The organism is Terrabacter sp. Ter38 (assembly GCF_024519435.1).
Classification (GTDB): Bacteria; Actinomycetota; Actinomycetes; order Actinomycetales; family Dermatophilaceae; genus Terrabacter.
Map to the genome: position 1 here is coordinate 46,097 of NZ_JALJRZ010000005.1, position 18,380 is coordinate 64,476.

The 18,380-nt window shown below is 71.1% G+C and carries 15 protein-coding genes; 7 read left to right on the forward strand and 8 right to left on the reverse strand.

Annotation, left to right across the window (positions count from 1 at the left end; translation table 11 throughout):
• The first annotated feature begins 120 nt into the window (after positions 1 to 120).
• Complete coding sequence (locus NR112_RS11920) at positions 121 to 1,149, forward strand: type I asparaginase (RefSeq protein ID WP_256794552.1); 1,029 nt, start codon at positions 121 to 123, stop codon at positions 1,147 to 1,149.
• 64 nt (positions 1,150 to 1,213) lie between these two features.
• Here NR112_RS11920 and NR112_RS11925 read toward each other — a convergent pair whose 3' ends face one another.
• The gene (locus tag NR112_RS11925) at positions 1,214 to 3,940 is read right to left on the reverse strand and encodes a cation-transporting P-type ATPase (RefSeq protein WP_256794553.1); all 2,727 of its coding nucleotides are present in this window, start codon (positions 3,938 to 3,940) and stop codon (positions 1,214 to 1,216) included.
• Between the two features lie 211 nt (positions 3,941 to 4,151).
• Here NR112_RS11925 and NR112_RS11930 point away from each other — a divergent pair, with 211 nt between their 5' ends.
• On the forward strand, positions 4,152 to 4,664 hold the full coding sequence (locus NR112_RS11930; protein ID WP_256794554.1) for a hypothetical protein: 513 nt from the start codon (positions 4,152 to 4,154) through the stop codon (positions 4,662 to 4,664).
• Here the strand turns inward: NR112_RS11930 and NR112_RS11935 are convergent.
• The gene (locus NR112_RS11935) at positions 4,630 to 6,894 is read right to left on the reverse strand and encodes an MMPL family transporter (protein WP_256794555.1); all 2,265 of its coding nucleotides are present in this window, start codon (positions 6,892 to 6,894) and stop codon (positions 4,630 to 4,632) included. The genes NR112_RS11930 and NR112_RS11935 overlap by 35 nt on opposite strands.
• 55 nt (positions 6,895 to 6,949) lie before the next feature.
• Positions 6,950 to 7,699, reverse strand: a complete 750-nt coding sequence (locus NR112_RS11940) for an MIP/aquaporin family protein (protein WP_256794556.1) — start codon at positions 7,697 to 7,699, stop codon at positions 6,950 to 6,952.
• A 220-nt stretch (positions 7,700 to 7,919) separates the two neighbouring features.
• Here NR112_RS11940 and NR112_RS11945 point away from each other — a divergent pair, with 220 nt between their 5' ends.
• Genes NR112_RS11945 through NR112_RS11960 form a run of 4 tightly spaced genes read left to right on the forward strand, consistent with a single transcriptional unit; the run spans position 7,920 to position 13,778 of the window.
• Complete coding sequence (locus NR112_RS11945; RefSeq protein WP_256794557.1) at positions 7,920 to 10,589, forward strand: response regulator; 2,670 nt, start codon at positions 7,920 to 7,922, stop codon at positions 10,587 to 10,589.
• Positions 10,586 to 10,978 (forward strand): response regulator, encoded by a 393-nt coding sequence (locus tag NR112_RS11950; protein WP_256794558.1) that lies wholly within the window; start codon positions 10,586 to 10,588, stop codon positions 10,976 to 10,978. Before NR112_RS11945 ends, NR112_RS11950 begins: the two co-directional genes overlap by 4 nt.
• On the forward strand, positions 10,975 to 12,135 hold the full coding sequence (locus NR112_RS11955; protein WP_256794559.1) for an adenylate/guanylate cyclase domain-containing response regulator: 1,161 nt from the start codon (positions 10,975 to 10,977) through the stop codon (positions 12,133 to 12,135). The genes NR112_RS11950 and NR112_RS11955 overlap by 4 nt, the downstream gene beginning before the upstream one ends.
• The gene (locus tag NR112_RS11960) at positions 12,132 to 13,778 is read left to right on the forward strand and encodes a peptide ligase PGM1-related protein (protein ID WP_256794560.1); all 1,647 of its coding nucleotides are present in this window, start codon (positions 12,132 to 12,134) and stop codon (positions 13,776 to 13,778) included. Before NR112_RS11955 ends, NR112_RS11960 begins: the two co-directional genes overlap by 4 nt.
• Positions 13,779 to 13,782: 4 nt before the next feature.
• Here NR112_RS11960 and NR112_RS11965 read toward each other — a convergent pair whose 3' ends face one another.
• The gene (locus NR112_RS11965) at positions 13,783 to 13,980 is read right to left on the reverse strand and encodes a hypothetical protein (protein ID WP_020143422.1); all 198 of its coding nucleotides are present in this window, start codon (positions 13,978 to 13,980) and stop codon (positions 13,783 to 13,785) included.
• A gap of 174 nt (positions 13,981 to 14,154) precedes the next feature.
• Between NR112_RS11965 and NR112_RS11970 the strand changes: the two genes are divergently transcribed.
• Complete coding sequence (locus NR112_RS11970) at positions 14,155 to 14,853, forward strand: Crp/Fnr family transcriptional regulator (RefSeq protein WP_256794561.1); 699 nt, start codon at positions 14,155 to 14,157, stop codon at positions 14,851 to 14,853.
• A gap of 17 nt (positions 14,854 to 14,870) precedes the next feature.
• Here the strand turns inward: NR112_RS11970 and NR112_RS11975 are convergent, their stop codons facing one another.
• From NR112_RS11975 to NR112_RS11990, 4 genes are all read right to left on the reverse strand, one after another.
• Complete coding sequence (locus NR112_RS11975) at positions 14,871 to 15,353, reverse strand: sigma factor (RefSeq protein WP_256794562.1); 483 nt, start codon at positions 15,351 to 15,353, stop codon at positions 14,871 to 14,873.
• Between the two features lie 168 nt (positions 15,354 to 15,521).
• Entirely contained in the window at positions 15,522 to 16,775 is a 1,254-nt protein-coding gene (locus tag NR112_RS11980; RefSeq protein ID WP_256794563.1) for a hypothetical protein, read from the reverse strand.
• The gene (locus tag NR112_RS11985) at positions 16,772 to 17,272 is read right to left on the reverse strand and encodes a SigE family RNA polymerase sigma factor (protein WP_256794564.1); all 501 of its coding nucleotides are present in this window, start codon (positions 17,270 to 17,272) and stop codon (positions 16,772 to 16,774) included. The genes NR112_RS11980 and NR112_RS11985 overlap by 4 nt, the downstream gene beginning before the upstream one ends.
• A gap of 146 nt (positions 17,273 to 17,418) precedes the next feature.
• Positions 17,419 to 18,294, reverse strand: a complete 876-nt coding sequence (locus NR112_RS11990) for an alpha/beta fold hydrolase (RefSeq protein WP_256794565.1) — start codon at positions 18,292 to 18,294, stop codon at positions 17,419 to 17,421.
• Between the last annotated feature and the right edge of the window lie 86 nt (positions 18,295 to 18,380).

Sequence of the window (18,380 nt, forward strand, 5' to 3'; positions counted from 1 at the left end):
CGTTCTGGACAGGGCGGGCGTCGAGTGTCACGGTGAGCTGCGCACGCTGCCGGGACGGGTGGCGGGACGCGTGGGCTCACCGCGAGTTCGCGGTGCCACGTCCGACGGAGGGAGATGCGTGTGAGCGACAGCGTGTTCGTGCTTCACACGGGCGGGACCATCGGGATGGTCGACACTCCCGACGGCTACGCGCCGGTGGCCGGAGCGCTGGCTCCGTACGTCGACTGGATCGTCGAGAACTCGAGGGGCGAGCTGCCGCCGATCGTCTTCGAGGAGCTGGACCCGCCGATCGACTCCGCCAACGCGACACCCCACGACTGGTGTGCGATCGCGCGCGTCCTGCACGAGCACCGCAGCCAACACCGTGGTTTCGTCGTCCTGCACGGGACGGACACGATGGCCTACACGGCGTCGGCGCTCTCGTTCCTGCTCCCGTCGTTCGGCAAGCCCGTCATCGTCACCGGCTCGCAGATCCCGGTCGCCCGCACCCGCAGCGACGGGCGGCAGAACCTCATCGGGGCCCTGCAGGTGGCGGCGCGGTCGGACGTCCCCGAGTCCACCCTGCTCTTCGGGGAGGTCCTGCTCAGGGGCAACCGGGCGACGAAGGTCGACGCCTCGGGCCTCGACGCCTTCGACTCGCCACGCTTTCCGCCGCTTGCCTCGATCGGTATCGACATCGACGTCCGGCACTCGCTGCTCCGCCCCCCTGACGGGGAGCCTCAGCTCAGAGCCGGTCGACTGGGAGAGGTGGCAGCGGTCCGTCTCTTTCCCGGGTTCTCGGCCTCCATCCTCGCGAACCTGTGCCGACCGCCGCTGCAGGGCCTCGTCATCGAGGCCTACGGGGCAGGCAACGGGCCCTCGAACGACGAGGATTTCATGGCCGTCGTCGAGACCGCCACGGCCCAGGGCATCGTCGTGGTCGTCGTCACGCAGTGCGTGCGTGGGTCGGTGCAGCCGGGTGCGTATGCGACAGGGTCGGCCCTGATGCGGGCGGGCGCCGTGCCCGGATACGACATGACGTCCGAGGCGGCGCTCACCAAGCTCGCGGTCCTGCTCGGCCAGGGCCTCGACCCGGCCGGGGTATCCGAGTTGATGCAACGTGACCTTGCCGGCGAGCTGACGAGAAGGGACGTCGCCGGGGCGACCTGACCCCGGCCCCGCCCGGCCCGAGACCACGCCCGTCGCCGGGCAGCGGCGCGCTGTGTGCAGGCGCTCAGGCGGGGGGCGTCGTCCGGGCGCGGGTCGGCGCGACCGCCGCCCCGGGATCGAGTGGTCCTGCAGGCTCGAGCCGGCGCCTCCTGACCAGCTTGCCGAGCTCCACGACCGTGGGGAGCGCGGCCGCCAGGGCTGCGCACGCGAGCCACTCGCGCGGCGTGAGCGGGGTGGTGAGGAGTCCCTGCTGCAACGTCGGGAGCTGGGTCGCCAGCAGCAGCATCCCGGCCGTGACGAGGGCGATCGCCAGCGCCTTGAGGACCGGTGGAGTGAGCCCGGTGGTGGGGTCGCGCCGGTTGACCACGGCGTTCAACGCCGTCGCCAGGCCCATGACCACGAACGTCATCGTCATCGACACGGACGCGCGCGTGGGGCTCGGCTCGTCGGGGCCCAGGACGAGGGGGACGAACGCGGCGACGAACAGCACCAGTGCGTAGACCACCCACATGACGACGGCCCGGCGGTTCGTGATCGGGACGGCGGGATCGCGGGGCGGGCGGTGCATGACGTCGGGGTCGCCGGGATCGACGGCGATGACGATGACACCGACGGCGGTGGCGAAGAACAGCAGGTAGAGCACCATGGTCGGGGTCATCGCGACGCCCTGGTTGACGTTGAACACGGTCGCGGCGAGGAAGAGGAACACGAGCGAGAGCAACTGCGTCATCTGGTAGCGCACGTACGAGACGACCTTGTCGTAGACCCGCCTCCCGATCTCGACCGCATGGACGAGCGTCCCGAAGTTGTCGTCGGTGAGGACCATGCGTGCGGCCTGCTTGGTCACCTCGCTCCCGCTTCCCATCGCGACGCCGATGTCGGCCTGCTTGAGGGCGGCCGCGTCGTTGACGGCGTCGCCGGTCATCGCGACGATCATCCCCTCCTCCTGCATCGCCCTCGCCAGTCGGAGCTTGTCCTCCGGTGTCACGCGGCCGAACACGTGCAGCTCCGGCAGCCGTCGCTTGAGCTCCTCGTCGCTGAGCGCCTGGAGCTCCGTCCCGCTGATGGCGCCGGCCCCCAGCCCCAGCTCCTGGCCGATCGCCTGCGCGGTCACGGCGTGGTCGCCGGTGATCATCCGCACGTCGATCCCCGCTGTCAATGCCGTCGCGACAGCGCTTCTCGCCTCGCTGCGCAGAGGGTCGATGATGCCCGCCAGGCCGACGAAGGAGAGGCCCTGCGTGAGGGACATGGGATCGTCGGTCATGGTCGCCAGCTCGTCGTCGGCGACGAGGCGTGCCGCGAACGCGAGCACCCGCAGTCCCTTGGCTCCCATCCGCTCGTTCGCCTCGTCGATGCCGTCGTTCGCGTGCTCGATCGGCGCCTGCGAGCCACTGAGGGGACCGCCGGCCATGGTGCACCGGGCGATGACGACGTCAGGGGCGCCCTTGACCAGCTCGATCACGTGCTCGCCGCCGTCGATCGTCACGCGATGGAACGTGGCCATGAACTTGTACTCGGAGTCGAAGGGCACCTCGGCGAGGCGCGCAAAGGTGCGGCGGGTCTCCTCTGCGTCGATGCCGAGCTTGGCGGCGAGCACCACGAGCGCCGCCTCGGTGGGGTCTCCGATCACCGAGCCGTCGTCGCCGACCAGGGCGTCGCTGGCGAGGCACAGTCCCAGTCCGAGCCGGGTGAAGTCCGGCACAGGTGTGCCCGCGACGGCCCGGATCGCTCCGGTCTTGGCATAGCCCTCCCCGTCGACCGTGAACCAGGAGCCACTCGCGTAGAGGACGGACACCATCATCTCGTTCAGGGTCAGCGTGCCCGTCTTGTCGGTGTTGATCGCGCTCGTCGACCCGAGGGTCTCGACGTCGGTGAGGTTCTTCACGACAGCCTTGGACGCAGCGAGCTGCTTGGCACCGAGCGACAGCAGACCGGAGACGAACGCCGGCATGCCGGTAGGAATCGCCGAGACGGCCATCGCCGTTCCCAGGAGCAGAAGGTCCTTGCCCGGCGTCCCGCGGACGAGACCGACAACGACGATGACGGCGACCGCTCCCCAGGCGATGAGGCCCAGCACCTTGGTGAGGGCGTCCAGCTCCTTCTGCAGCGGCGAACGCGTGCGGGTGACCGAGGTGAGCATCGTCGCGATCTGGCCCATCTGCGTCTGCATCCCGGTGGCTGTGACCACGATCGCGCCGGTCCCCCGGGTGACGGACGTGTTCTGGAAGAGCATGTTGGTCCGGTCACCGAGCGCCACGTCTCCGGACGCCAGCGTGGTGTGGTCCTTCGCGATCGGGGCGCTCTCTCCCGTGAGGGCTGCTTCCTGGGCCTCGAGGGTGGCGGACCTGACGATGCGCCCGTCCGCCGGGACGATGTCACCCGCCTCGAGCTGCACGAGGTCGCCCGGCACGATCTCGGTGGCGGGGACCAGGGCGACGGAGCCGTCACGGACGACCCGGGCCTGAGGGACCTGCATCTTCGCGAGGGCGTCGACGCTGGCCCGAGCTGTCAGCTCCTGGCGGGTGCCGAGCACGACGTTGAGCACGATGAGCAACCCGACCAGCACCCCGGTCGAGACCTGTCCGATCGCGAGGCTGACGACCACGACGGCCACGAGCATGATGTTCATCGGGTCGCGGAGCTGGGACGCCGCGATGGCCCAGCCGGAGGGCGGCCGTTCTGCCGCTATCTTGTTGGGGCCGTGGGCCGAGCGGCGCCTCGCTGCTTCGGCGCTGCTCAGACCGGAGACGACATCGGTGCCGGCGGCCGCCACGACCTCGTCGGCACTCATGGCAAATGGTGGGGTCGCGATGTCCGCAGTCGACGCCGGCGTGCCGCTCTCGCTCATCGGTGGTCCCCCTCAGCTCCGGGTGCCTCAACCTCAGCATCTGTCACGCTAGTGCCAACCAACCCCTGCGTGGCTGGTCGGCGGCGTCATGTCGTCCCACATGTCGTCCGACGATCCGCTGAGCGCCCACGACTTCCGTGCGAGCCTTGACCGCGTGACGAGTCAAGAACCGCATTCGGTGCGCGTCGCCGGGGTCGCGCTGGACCTCGAGCGTCTGACGTACGCGACCATCGTCGTGATGGCCGTGCTGTCCGCCTACTCCGGCTGGTCCGAGCTGTCGTTCCCCGCCGCTGCCGTCGTCGTCATCTCTCCCGTGGTGGCCGTGTGCCTGGCGCACGCGTTCTCCGAGCTGCTCCAGGAGCACGCTGCGGTCCAACGGGGACTCACGAGGTCGGAATGGCTCGCCGTGGCGCGCCGGCAGGTGCATCTGCTGCTGGCTGCCGTGCCCCCGATCGCCGTGCTGGCCATCGGTCGGGCCACGTCGCTCAGGACCGCCGACACCCTTCCCGTCGTGGAGATCACCGGGCTGCTGACCCTGGCCTTCCTGTCGGCGATCGCGAGCAGGCGGGCGGGCCTCCGGGGACCGTGGCTGGTCGTCGGGTCGCTCGCCGGCGGCCTGGTCGGGCTGACGGTCATCGCTCTGCAGGTCGTCCTGAAGCCGCACTAGTCCGGGGCCCACGAGATCCCTCGCCGTCCACGTCGCCCGCACCCTCGTGCTTGCCGGATGCCCCGCTCGACGAGCGGCGCAGGCCGATGGGCCACCAGATGCGGTCGCCGAGGTCGTAGGAGACCGCGGGGACCAGCAGGCTGCGCACGATGAGCGTGTCGAGCAGGACGCCGAAGGCGACGATGAAGGCGATCTGCACGAGGAAGAGGATCGGCAGCACCGCGAGGGCCGAGAACGTCGCCGCGAGCACGATGCCCGCGCTCGTGATGACACCGCCCGTCACGGCGAGACCCACGAGGATGCCGGGTCGGGTGCCCCGGGTGCGCGACTCCTCACGGACGCGCGTCATGAGGAAGATGGAGTAGTCGATACCGAGGGCGACGAGGAAGACGAAGCCGTAGAGCGGCGTCGACGGGTCGGAGCCCGGGAACCCGAACACGTGGTTGAACGCGATGGCGGAGACGCCCATCGTCGCGGCGAACGACAGGACGTTCGCGGCGACGAGCACGAGCGGAGCCACGATCGAGCGCAGCAGCAGCATGAGCACGACGAAGATGACGGCGAGGATCGTCGGGATGATCACCTTGAGGTCGCGCTCGCTGGCGAGGCGCACGTCGAGGTTCGTCGCCGTGGTCCCTCCCACGAGGACGTCGGAGCCGGCCCGGTCGAGCGAGGCGCGCAGGGTCTCGATGGTGTCCTCGGCCGCGACGCTGTCGGCGGCCGCGTCGAGCGTGGCCTGCACGACGACCTGGCCGTCGACGACCTTCGGCGCCTGACCGGGGACGAGTCCCACCTGTGGGCTGCTGACCCCGTCGGTCGACTCCAGCACCTTGACCACGGCATCGGCCTTGGCCTCGGGGGCGGCGATCTGGACAGGTGAGCCTGACCCGGCAGGGAAGTGGCGCGCGAGCACCTCCTGCCCGGTGACGGAGTCCACTTGGGTGAGGAAGAGGTCGGACTGGGCGATGCCGCGGGCGTTGAGCGTCGGCAGGAACGCCGCACAGGTGGCGAGGGCGAGGAGGGTGACCACCCAGGTACGCCGGGGGTGACGCCCGACCAGTCCGGCGACCCGGCCCCAGATGCCGCGGGTCCCCACCGCGTCCGCGCTGTGCACGTGGTCGACGTGGGGCACCTGCGGCCAGAAGACGCGTCGGCCGATGAGGAGAAGGACGGCAGGCAAGAAGGTCAGGGAGGCGACGAAGGCGCCGACGATGCCCAGCGCGCCGACGGGACCCAGGCCTTTGGTGCTGCCGAGATCCGACAGCCGCAGGCAGAGCAGCCCGATGACGACGGTGGCGGCGCTCGCGGCGATCGGCTCGACCGAGGCGCGCCACGCGATCTTCATCGCCTCCCACGTCGACTCCTCGTCGTGCAGCTCCTCCTTGAACCGCGCGACGAGGAGCAGGGCGTAGTCGGTCGCGGCGCCGACGACGAGGATCGACAGGATGCCCTGGCTCTGACCGCTCAGGCTGATCGTGCCGTTCTCGGCGAGCGGGAAGACGACGAGCGCGGCGAGGGAGAGGCCGAACACCGCCGAGATGAGCACGGCGAAGGGCAGGATCGGGCTGCGGTAGACGATGAGCAGGATGAGGAAGACGACCCCCAGCGCGACGAGCAGCAGGATTCCGTCGATGCCGCCGAAGGCGATGATGAAGTCGGCGAAGAAGCCGCCGGCCCCCGTGACGTGGACGGTCAGCCCGGACTCACCCAGCGTCGACGCAGCGGACTCGCGCAGGGCCTGCGCGACGGCATACAACGCGGTGTCCCCGGCGATGGTGTCCTCGGCCTTGTCGGCGAGGAAGGCGACGGGGACGAGCGCGGCCTGCTTGTCCTGGCTGGGGATCGCGAGCTTCGGGGGCGACTGCAGGAACTCGCCGACGGTGCGTCCGGGGTCGGCGAGCTTCAGATCGGGGATGCCCTCGACGTAGCGCTGGACGGCCGCGAGGTCCGCCGGGGTCAGGCCGCTAGGGCGCTCGACGACGACGAGGTAGGGCAGCGTCTGGGTGTCGGTCGTGCGCGCCACCAGCTTGCTCACCGACGTCGACTCCGCCGACGGGGGAAGGAAGTTCGCGTTGTCGTTGGTGGCGACCTCGGAGAGCCGGCCCACCAGTGGACCGCCGACGCCTCCGATGGCGAGCCAGGCCAGCACCGCCAGGGCGGCCACCCACCGGACGGCGGCACGGCCCTTCGGCCTGCTCGACCCGTGCCTGCCCCCGGATGCGTCGCTCATGGACTCATCATGGGGCAGGCGCGCGCCTCAAGGTTGGACAGTCGGCGAAGCACGGTCAGGCGGGCACGTCGGCGCCCGTGGGGTCGGTGTCGGTCTTCGAGACGGCCGTCTCGAAGTACGGGGAGGCGAGGGCCGCGATGGCACCGCCGATGAGCGGCGCGACGATGAACATCCACACGTGAGCCAGCGGCTCGCCGCCGTTGAGCAGGGCGGGACCGATGGACCGGGCCGGGTTGACCGAGGTGCCGTCGAGCGGGATGCCGACGATGTGGATCACGGTGAGCACGAGTCCGATCGCGAGTCCGGCGAAGCCCGGTGCCGCGGCCCGGCTCGTCACGAGCAGGACGACGAACACGAGGAGGAAGGTGAGGACGACCTCGAGCACGAAGGTGCCCCCCGCGGTGATCGTCGCGCCCCAGTTGTTGGTCCCGAGGGCGCCGGTCTCGTCCTTGACACCACCGAAGCTCGAGACCATGAGCTTGAGCAGGGCCGCCCCGAGGATCGCACCGACGAGCTGGGCGATCCAGTAGTAGATCGCCTCGGTCGTCGTGATGCCCTTGCGCATGAGCACGCCGAGGGTGACTGCGGGGTTGACGTGGCAGCCCGAGACGGGGCCGATGGCGTACGCCAGTGCGAGCAGCACGAAGCCGAAGGCCACGGCGACGGCGAGCCTGCTCATCGTCTCGAGGCCGACGACGGCGGCACCCACGGCGAAGAAGACGAGGATGAACGTTCCGACCGCCTCGGCCACGGCCTTGCGCGTGAGGTCGGGAGTCGGGCCGGCAACGGTGCTGGAGTCAGGCATGAAAGTCCTTCCGTAGCAGGGCGAGCGGGCCCGTTCCCCCGGGGCGCTCGTCTTCAGAGTAGGGGTCAGGCGGTCCGAGGGCAGTCATCTGCGCGGCGCCTCGCGGTGCGCCGGCTGGACCCCGGCGTCGAGCTCTTCGGATTCCCATGGTGCGTCGACCGTTCGGGGAGGACACTCGTGTGGGGGACCACAGGGACTCACAGGTCGATGGGGGACTCGCATGAGCGGGTTCGGAAAGACGGGCGACGAGGCGGTCGAGGGTGCCCACCAGCTTGCCGACCGGCTGGCGACGACGCAGGAGCAGCTGCGGGCCACGAGCGACATCCTCAAGGTCCTCACGGCCTCGACGACGGGCGGCGCCGCCAGCCGTGACGAGGTCTTCGACGCGGTCGTCGACAGCGCCCGGCGGCTCCTCGGCGCGCAGGTCGCCCAGATCTACCTCGTGCAGGATGACTCGTTCGTGCTCGCGCGGTCGAGCGGACTGACGCCCGAGTTCGTCGACTTCGTCTCGCAGCACCCGATCGTCCGCGACCGCGCGACGTTGGTCGGGCGGGTCACCATCGACCGGAGGGTGCACCAGATCGAGGACGTCCTCGCCGATCCGGACTACCGTCGCATCGACTTCCAGCGGGTCGGGGGCTACCGGACGATGATGGGCGCACCGATGGTGGTCGGCGACCAGGTCGTCGGCGCCCTCAACGTGTGGCGAACCCAGGTCGCGCCCTTCGACGAGGCCGCCGAGGAGCTCCTGTCGACGTTCGCCGAGCAGGCGGCGCTCGCCCTTCGGCACGTCGAGCTCTTCTCGGCGCTCGAGAGCAGGTCGGCCGAGCTCGCCCGCAAGGTCGACCAGCTCGAGGCGCTCGCCGAGGTGGGGGAGGCGATCAGCTCGACGCTCGTCGCGGACGAGGTGCTGACGACGATCGTCAGCCACGCGGTCGAGCTGTCGGACACCGACGGCGGCTCGCTCATGGAGTTCGACGAGGCGACGGGTCTCTTCCGGGTGCGCACGGCCTACGGCACGAGCGAGGACGTCATCGACGCGCTGCGAGCCGCGGAGATCCACATCGACCGGACCTGGGTGGGCCGGGCCGCGCGCGGCCGGCGGGTGCTCCAGATCCCCGACCTCGACGCCGCGCCCGAGCCGCTCGACCCGCACCTCGCCGTGCTCCACGGGTCGGGCTGGCGCTCGCTCGTGGCCATCCCCCTCGTGCGTCCCGACCGGGTCGTCGGGGCGCTCGTCGTGCGGCGCAAGTCGACGGGCTCGTTCAGCGACGAGACGTGCGAGCTGCTCGCGGCCTTCGCGAGCCAGTCGGCCGTCGCCCTGACCAACGCCCGCCTCTACCAGCAGCTCGAGCAGCAGAGCGTCGCGCTCGCTGAGGCCAGCCAGCACAAGTCGGAGTTCCTCGCGAGCATGTCGCACGAGCTGCGCACCCCGCTCAACGCCGTCATCGGCTTCTCCGAGGTGCTCCTCGAGCGGATGTTCGGCGACCTCAACGAGCGACAGGAGGACTATCTCGAGGACATCCACTCGGCGGGCCGCCACCTGCTCGCGCTGCTCGGCGACATCCTCGACCTGTCGAAGATCGAGGCCGGACACATGGAGCTCGACCGCACGACCTTCCCCATCGACGACATCCTCGTCCAGGCGCTCTCGCTGGTGCGCGAGCGGGCCGCGCTGCACGGCATACGACTGACCCTGGAGGCGGCGGACGGGCTCGGCCTCGTCACAGCGGACGAGCTGCGCCTCAAGCAGGTGCTGCTCAACCTGCTGAGCAACGCCGTGAAGTTCACGCCCGACGGCGGCAGCATCGTCGTCCGCGCGTGGCGCGACGGTGAGGAGCTCGACGTCACGGTCACCGACACGGGCATCGGCATCGCACCGGCGGACCAGGAGCGCATCTTCGACTCCTTCCAGCAGGGCGAGCGGTCGGCGTCGTCGAGCGAGGGCACCGGCCTCGGTCTCACCCTGAGCCGCCGCATCGTCGAGCTGCACGGCGGGCGACTCTGGCTCACGAGCGCACCGGGCGAGGGAAGCACCTTCGGGATCTCTGTCCCGCAACCCGACGCCGACCGCTCGGCCGGCGGGGGCGTGTGGATGCTCGACGACGGCCCCGCCGACGGCCCGACCGTCGTCGTCATCGAGGACGACCCCCGCTCGGCCGAGCTCGTCGAGCTGCACCTGCGCGCAGCGGGTCTCCGTCCCGTCGCAGCGTCGACGGGCGAGCAGGGACTCGACCTCGTCCGGGCCCGGGACCCGGTCGCGGTCGTCCTCGACATCCACCTGCCCGGGATGGACGGGTGGGAGGTCCTCACCGAGCTCAAGAGCGACCCTGCCACGGCCGACGTGCCCGTGGTCGTGGTCAGCGTCGAGCCCGAGCGCGGCCGTGGCTTCGCCCTGGGGGCCACGGAGTACCTCGTGAAGCCCGTGAGCGGCGAGCACCTCCTCGCGGCGGTGACGCGGCTGCTCCCACCGCCGCGCGCGGACGAGCAGAGCCCTCGGCTGCGTGTCGTCGTCGTCGACGACGACCCCCTCGCCCTCAAGCTCGTGCGCAGCACGCTCGAGCCGCTGGGCTGGGAGGTGCACACGTGCGCGGGCGGTCAGCAGGCGGCGGACCTCGTGCGCGCGGTCGCCCCGTCCGTCGTCGTCATCGACCTGCTCATGCCCCACGTCGACGGCTTCGCCGTCATCGACGAGCTGCGGCCGCACCGCGACTCCGACGGGCCGCCGATCGTCGTGCTCACCGCGAAGTCCTTGACACCACAGGATCGCTCGCGTCTCGAGGGGCGCATCGCGTTCGTCGCCGAGAAGGCCGGCATCGACCTGCCGGGGCTCGCGCGCCGGCTCGCGACGGTCGCCGCCGAGCACGTGAGGGAGGAGGAGCGGCCGTGAGCGATCTGCCCGTCGTGCTCATCGTCGAGGACAACCCGCGCAACCTCAAGCTCGCGCGGGACGTGCTGGAGTATGCCGGCTTCTGCGTCGTCGTCGCCACCACCGGTGAGGAGGCGGTCGAGCAGGCGAGGACCAGCCTTCCGGACGTCATCCTCATGGACCTCCAGCTGCCCGGCATCGACGGTTTCGCCGCCCTCGAACAGATAAGAGGCCACGAACCGACGGCGCACATCCCGATCGTCGCGCTCACGGCGTTCGCCATGCACCGCGACCGCGAGCGGGCCCTCCTCTCGGGCTTCTCGGGCTACCTCGAGAAGCCGATCAGCGTTCGCGAGTTCCCGGCCCAGGTGCGCCGTCACCTGCCGCGACGCGAGGCACCGGAGCCGTGAGCCCCGTCGACGGCGATGCCATGGTCCCGCCGCTCACGGGCGTGCGGGTGCTCGTCGTCGACGACCTCGAGCAGAACCGCAAGCTCATGCACGCCGTCCTCGAGCCCCGCGGCTTCGTCGTGCGTTCGGAGGCGTCGGGGCACGCCGCATTGGAGGCACTCGCCGAGTGTGAGGTCGACGTCGTCCTGCTCGACGTGCTCATGCCGGTCATGGACGGCTATGAGACGTGTCAGCGCATCAAGGCCGACCCCCGCACGGCGATGCTGCCGGTCGTCATGGTCACGGCGAGCGGGACCCAGCAGCGGCTGCGTGCCCTCGAGGTCGGCGCCGACGACTTCGTCACCAAGCCGTTCGACCAGGCCGAGCTCATGGCTCGGGTCCGGTCGCTGGCGCGCGTCAAGCGTCTGCACGACACGGTGCTCGAGCAGACGGTCGCGCTCGAGCGCTGGAACGCCGAGCTCGAGACCCGGGTCGCCGAGCAGGTGGACGACCTCGACCGGCTGGGTCGCCTGCGCCGGTTCCTGTCCCCCCAGATCGCTGGGCTCATCGTCGAGTCCGGCGACGAGTCGTTCCTCGAGAGCCACCGACGCGACATCACCACCGTCTTCACCGACCTCCGGGGTTTCACCGCGTTCGCCGAGACCGCCGAGCCGGAGGAGACGATGTCCGTGCTGCGCGACTACCACGGCGCCCTGGGGGAGCTCGTCTTCGCCTACGAGGGCACGTTGGAGCACTTCGCCGGCGACGGGCTCATGGTGTTCTTCAACGACCCCCCGCCGTGTCCGGACGCACCCGAGCGGGCCGTGCGGATGGCGCTCGACATGCGGGACCGCGTCGACGACCTCGCGTCCGGGTGGTCCCGGCAGGGGCACCGGCTCGGCTTCGGGGTCGGCATCGCGCAGGGCTACGCGACGCTGGGTCGGGTCGGCTTCGAAGGACGCTGGGACTACGCGGCGATCGGGACCGTCACCAACGTCGCGGCCCGCCTCTGCGCGGTCGCAGCCGCGCGCCAGATCCTCATCAGCCCGCGCGTTCTGGCCGGCCTCGACGAGCGGTTCGAGACGCGCTCGCTCGGGCCGGTGGAGCTGCGCGGCATCTCGCGGCCCCTCGAGGTCCACGAGGTCATCGGCACCACCGACCGGGAGGACGACCCATGAATGCGACGACCCAGGCCCAGATCGTCCCGACGGTGGACGGCGGTGGCCTCGACGCGCTCGACGAGGCGGCGCGCAGCCGACTGTTCGACGACCTGCAGCAGGCCCTGCCCGAGGTCTGGCGCCACTTCGGTCAAGCCGACCCACGGGAGTCGGTGGTCGTCGTGCCGTCGATGAGCGTCGACAACCTCACGCAGTCGGCGGGCGCCATGAACCAGGCCTTGGAGGAGCGTTTTCTCTTCATGCTGCTGCTGCTGCGTCAGCCGCGCCTCCGGATGGTCTACGTGACGTCGATGCCGATCAACGAGCACATCATCGAGTACTACCTGTCGCTGCTTCCCGGCGTCATCCCGAGCCATGCCCGGGCCCGACTCGACCTCGTCTCGGTGGGTGACTCCTCCCCGCGGCCTTTGACCGACAAGCTGCTGGCCCGCCCCCGGGTCCTGTCCCGCATCGCCTCCCTCGTGACGGACCCCGCGAGGTCGCACCTCGTCCCGTACACGAGCACGACGCGCGAGCGTGACCTGGCGCTGATGCTCGGCATCCCCATGTATGCCGCGGACCCGCGCCTCTATCCGCTGGGCACCAAGACCGGCTGCCGACGGATCTTCGCCGAGGCCGGCGTCGACCATCCCTTCGGCGCCGAGGACGTCCACTCCGTCGACGACGTCGTCGACGCCGTGCTCGAGCTGCACGCGTCGCGGCCCGGCGCGCAGTGGGCGATGGTCAAGCTCGACGAGGGTGTCTCGGGTTCGGGCAACGCCCTCGTCGACCTCGCCGACGTGGACGCGGCGGCCGCGACGGCCGCGGAACCGGGCGGGGAGACAGTCGCACTGCGTGCGGTCGTCACCGACCGGGTGCTGGGCCTGCAGCTCGAGGACGCACGCATCGAGACCGCTGCCTACCTCGGGCGGCTGGACGAGCGCGGTGGCATCGTCGAGGAGCGCATCGTCGGTGACGAGGTGCGCAGTCCGAGCGTGCAGCTGCGCGTGACGCCCCTGGGGGAGCTGGAGATCCTCTCGACCCACGACCAGGTCCTCGGTGGCCCGACGGGCCAGATGTACCTCGGTGCGCGGTTCCCGGCCGACCCGGCCTACGCGACGACGATCACGAAGGAGGCGGAGAAGGTGGGTCGCGTCCTCGCGGACAAGGGCGTGCTCGGGCGGTTCGCCCTCGACTTCGTCGTCGTCCGCCATGGCGAGCAGTGGCAGACCCACGCCATCGAGATCAACCTGCGCAGGGGCGGTACGACGCACCCGTTCCTCACGCTGCAGTTCCTGACGGACGGCACGTACGTCCACGAGGAGGGGCGCTTCGTCACCCCGTCCGGTGCCGAACGCCACCTCGTGGCGACCGACCACCTCGAGGACGAGACGCTCCGGGGCATGGGTGTCGACGACCTCTTCGACCTCGTGGCCCGCGCGGGGCTCCACTTCGACCAGTCGCGCCAGACGGGCGCCGTGTTCCACATGATCAGCTCGATCACCGAGTGCGGCCGCGTCGGCATGACCGCCATCGGGGACACGCCAGACTCCGCCCAGGATGTGTTCGACCGGGCGGAGTCGGCGTTGCTCGCCGAGGCGCGTGCGTCGCTGTCGCCGCTCCCCGTGCCCCTGCGGGGGCGCATCGGCGAGGGTCTGCGGTGACCGTTCAGGGAGCGATCGAGGCCGAGTGGATGAGGGCACCCACGAACGCCTGGTGCCACGTCAGGCGGGCCACGACGGAGCGGGCCGAGGCGCCGCCGCAGTCGCACTCCCACGTCCACCCTCCGCGGGGCAGGCGCGTCACCCGTGGGTGGTGGTGCGCCAGGTCCGGGTGGACCCGTCGTCGTGCCGTGGTCGTCGTCATGGAAGTGCCTTCCCTCGGTGAGGGGTTCGCTGCCCCTCGTAATGCGGATGTCCCGGTGCGGTCACGTTCTGGTGTCGTCTCCCACGACGGTCCCGCCGACGCCGGCCCCTGTCTGTGCGCGCGACGACACCCCGGGAGTGCTCGCGGTCTCCGGGTCCGGACGGCAGGGCAGCCGTGACCCTCGACCTCGGGCTGCTGTCCGACCTCGCGCCGGCCGAGCGTCGGGAGGTCGTGGCGACGATGCACCGGCACACGTACGACGCGGGCGAGGTGGTCTTCCACGAGGGGGACGCCGCCGACACCGTGCACTTCGTCGTCGAGGGGCGGGTCGTCGCCCGCCGGTCGTCGGAGCAGGGGGACCGGCTGGCCTATGCGGTCATGGGCCCCGGCCAGGCCTTCGGCGAGCTCGCGATGATCGTGCGCGCCGGTCGGCGGACGGCGACGATCGAGGCGGTCGAGCGGACTGTGACCCTGGCGCTGTCCTTCGCGGACTTCGAGCGGCTGTGCGACCGTCACCCCGAGGTCAACCGCCTCCTCGTGCGCCTTCTCGCAGCCCGGGTCAGCCGCCTGACAGAGGCGCTCATGGAGGCCTTGCACACGCCCGCCGAGCTCCGTGTCGTGCGCAGCCTCGTGTCCCTGTGTGGGGTGTATGCCGTTGCCGCACCGCCACGCTCACCGGTGACCGTGCACCTCAACCAGTCCGAGCTGGCCGAGCTGGCGGGGGTCACCCGGCCGACGGCCAACCGGGTCCTGCGTCGCCTCGAGTCGGCCGGGGCCGTGGTCCTCGACCGTGGCCGCGTCACCGTCGTGGACCCTGCGTCCCTGCGCCGTTCGGCGACCGGAGCCCCCGGCCCCGAGCCCGGGCCGGCCTGAGGGGTCCGGCCTGCCGGTCAGTCCTGGCGGGCGAGCCGGTAGCGCGCGGTGTCGTCGGACATCGGTGCCGTGTCGACGAACTGCGTGCAGGTCCCGGCGAGCGTGCAGGTCTGGAGGTCGCTCACGGTCCCCGGCCGGCCGTACTGGTGGACGAGGCCGAGCACCACGGTCGTGTCATCGAGGAACCGTGCGTCGAGGAACCCGGCACCCTTGAGACGCACAGTGATCCGGCCCGTGGCGACGTCGAGCCGCTCCCGGTGGCGCCAGGTTCGGCGCCACCACGTCGTGTGCTCGTTGACCATGACCTTGCGCACCCAGGCCTCGACGGCCTCGCTGGCGCGGATGGTGTCCCACTTGAGGTAGAGCTTCGCGAGGGCCGTCTGGGTCAGGTCCTCGCCGCTCATCCGGTCGCCGGTGAGGAGGTAGCCGAACCGCACGAGGGCGTGCTGTCGGGCTCGGACGAACGCGGCGAAGTCGTCCTCGTCCTCTGGTGTCTGCATCGTGGGTGCCTCTCTGGCGGTTCCCCCTGTCGGAACCGACGACCACAGGACGCGGTCGGCCCCGCGAATGGTTGCACGTCGTCCGGACCTGTTCAGCCCGAGCACGCAGGCCGCCCGCCCAGGTGTGGGCGGACGGCATACGCGGGCGGTGGGCGGGCGGGAACCCGGTCAGCGCGGCACGGTGTAGCGGGGCTCCCTCGAGCCGCCCCAGTCGAGCGTCGGGAGCTCGGGGCGCAGGTCGGTGCAGTCCAGGGAGAGGGTGCACTGCTGGAGCGTGTTGCCGGTCGCGGGCGACAGCGGCGTCGAGGTGTTGCGCGAGATCGTGAACGTCGACTCGTCGTCCCCGAGGTGCCAGGTCCACCCCGACACGACACGGTCACCCGTGCCGCCGAGCACTCTGCTGCCGTCGCTGGCGCGGACCACGCCCGCGCTGAACCAGAAGCCGCCGTCGACGTAGTGCGAGCCGACGAGGTAGGTGCCCCGGCTCGAGAACGCGGTCGGCATGAACATCGCCGGGTTCTCGCCGGGACCACACCGCTCGACGGTCTTGGGGAACGACGGCTTCGTCAGCTCGACGACGGCCCAGCACGCCTCGTCCATCGCGTCGGTCGAGACGAACCACTGGAGGGCGGCCCGCGTGCGGTCCGGCGACACCGCGACGACGTGGGCGGGGAGCGCCCTCGTCGCGCCGGTCGCGACATTCCACTCGAGCGATCCTCGCGTCGCATCCCCCGTGAGGTAGGCGACGTCGCCGACGATCGCGCCGACGTCGCGGGCGTCCGTGCGCTGGGCCACCTTCGAGCCGTCTGCGGCGTAGACCACGATGGTGTCCCCGTTCGCGTCCCCGCTCTTCGCGATCACGTACGAGCCGTCCGGCGACACCGCGTACATCCCGCTGAGCCCGAGCGATGCCACGGTGCGACCGGTGGGGGAGAGGATCTCCATCTCGCTCTGGGACGAGCCGGTCGACTGGTGTGACTGGAGCAGGAAACCGCCGTTGGCGAGCACCGCGAAGGTCTCGACGACGGTCCCCTTCTCGAGCCCGACCACCGTGTCGCCGAAGCGGATCGTGTCGTCGAGGGCGTATGCCGTGTCGCGCGTCGCCGTCGTCGCGGAGGGTGCCGCGCCGGTCGTGGTCGGTGCGCCCTCGGTCGGCACGGAGCTCGTCGACGACGATGGGAGAGGCGTCGTCGAGGTGGTCAGGGCCGGGACGGGTGCCGTGCCGCGGCCTGCCGACCACACGGTCGGGACGGCCACCGCGATGACGGCGACGGCCGCAGCCGCCCCGAGGGCGGCCCGGGTGCGCTGGTCACGACGGCGGCGCGCGATGGCGACGGGCGCGAAGTCCCCGGACACCTCGACGCCGTCGGCGTGCTGCCGGAGCAGCGCCTGGAACTCGTTCTCCTGGTCTGGCGTGGTCACGACGTGACCTCCTTCATCCTGCTGCGCAACGAGCTGATCGCTCGGCTCGTGTGGCTCTTGACGGTGCCGACGGAGACCCCGAGGATCTCCGCGGTCTGGGCCTCGGTGAGGTCCTCGTAGTAGCGCAGGACGACGGCGGCCCGCTGCCGCGGCGCGAGCGAGCGGACGTGCGCCCACAGCTCGGCGTCGTGCGCCGTGGCGGGCGCGGCCGCCGGGTCGATGACGCGGATCAGCTCGCTGTCGGTGCGCTCGCGGTGACGCCAGGCCCGGCGCCACCATGTCGTGTGCTCGTTGACCATGACCTTGCGCACGTAGGCGTCGGGCGACTCGACCGTGCTGATGTGGTCCCACCTGGCGTAGACCTTCGCCAGCGACGACTGGACGAGGTCCTCGGCGCTGTGCGGGTCTCCGGTGAGCAGGTACGCGAAGCGCGCGAGCGACGTCTGTCGTGCCCGCACGTAGGCCGAGAAGTCGACCTCGCGCTCGGTGTTTCCCACTGACGTCCCCTGTCTGAAGTGGTTGGACGCACCCTCGACGCGGTGGGGTCACCCGGAGGTTGTCATCCGGCACGATCTTCTAAGAGAACGGCACCCGGGGCACGGCGGCACCACGTGAATCCCGGCGCCGAGCGCCGGCTCCGTCGTCAGCCGTGGATGAACCGCTCGAGGACGCTCGCGAAGCGGTCCGGCTGCTCGAGGTGCGGGAAGTGCCCGGCGCCCTGGAAGAGCACGACCTCCGCGCCCGGGAAGACCTCGTGGGCGCGCTCGGCGTGGCCGACGGGGATCATCCGGTCCCGCGTGCCCCAGATGACGAGGGTGCGGATGTGGTCTGCCGTCGTCAGATGGCCGTGGGCGTTGACCGTCTGGCCACCGGGGTCGATGACACCGCGGGTCGTGGCCAGGAAGGCCCGACGGCTCTCGGCGTCCGAGAGGGACGTGAAGCCCTTCCACGCGGCCGAGACATCGGCGCTCGGTCGCCAGCCCAGGCCGCGGACGGCGCGCCCGACGGTCTCGACGCGGTCGCGCACCCAGGCCGAGGCGATGACCGGCAGCACGAGCTCGGCGCCGGGGAGGGTCGCCGAGCGCAGCAGGGGGCTGACGGATCTCCCGAGGCCGCCGCTGGAGACGAGGACGAGGGCCTCGACGCGCTCGGGGAAGAGGTAGCAGAACTGCATGGCGATGCCGCCACCGAGGGAGTGGCCCACGAGCGTGACCTGCGCGATGCCGAGCCGGTCGATGAGGTCGCGCAGGATCGCGGCATGCGACCCGAGCGAGTAGTCGCCGACGGGCTTGGCCGAGGCGCCGTGCCCGAAGAGGTCGGGGATGACGACCCGGTGCTCGGTGTCGAGGCGGTCGACGAGGTGGGTCCAGTTCTCGTGCGAGCCGAGCAGGCCGTGGATGAAGAGGATCGCGGAGCCGTGGCCCGTGTCGACGTAGGAGAGGTCGTGTCCGCCGAGGTTCGCCACGCTCGGCGGGTATCTCAGCTCGGCCTCCTCCCGAGGGTCCTGCGTCCTGGTCATGGTGCGACGTCCTCCCAGCAGGTGCGTGCGGCCGGGGACTGCGGTCGACCGCGATCCACACCTCCAGCCTCTCTCTCCTCAAGGGG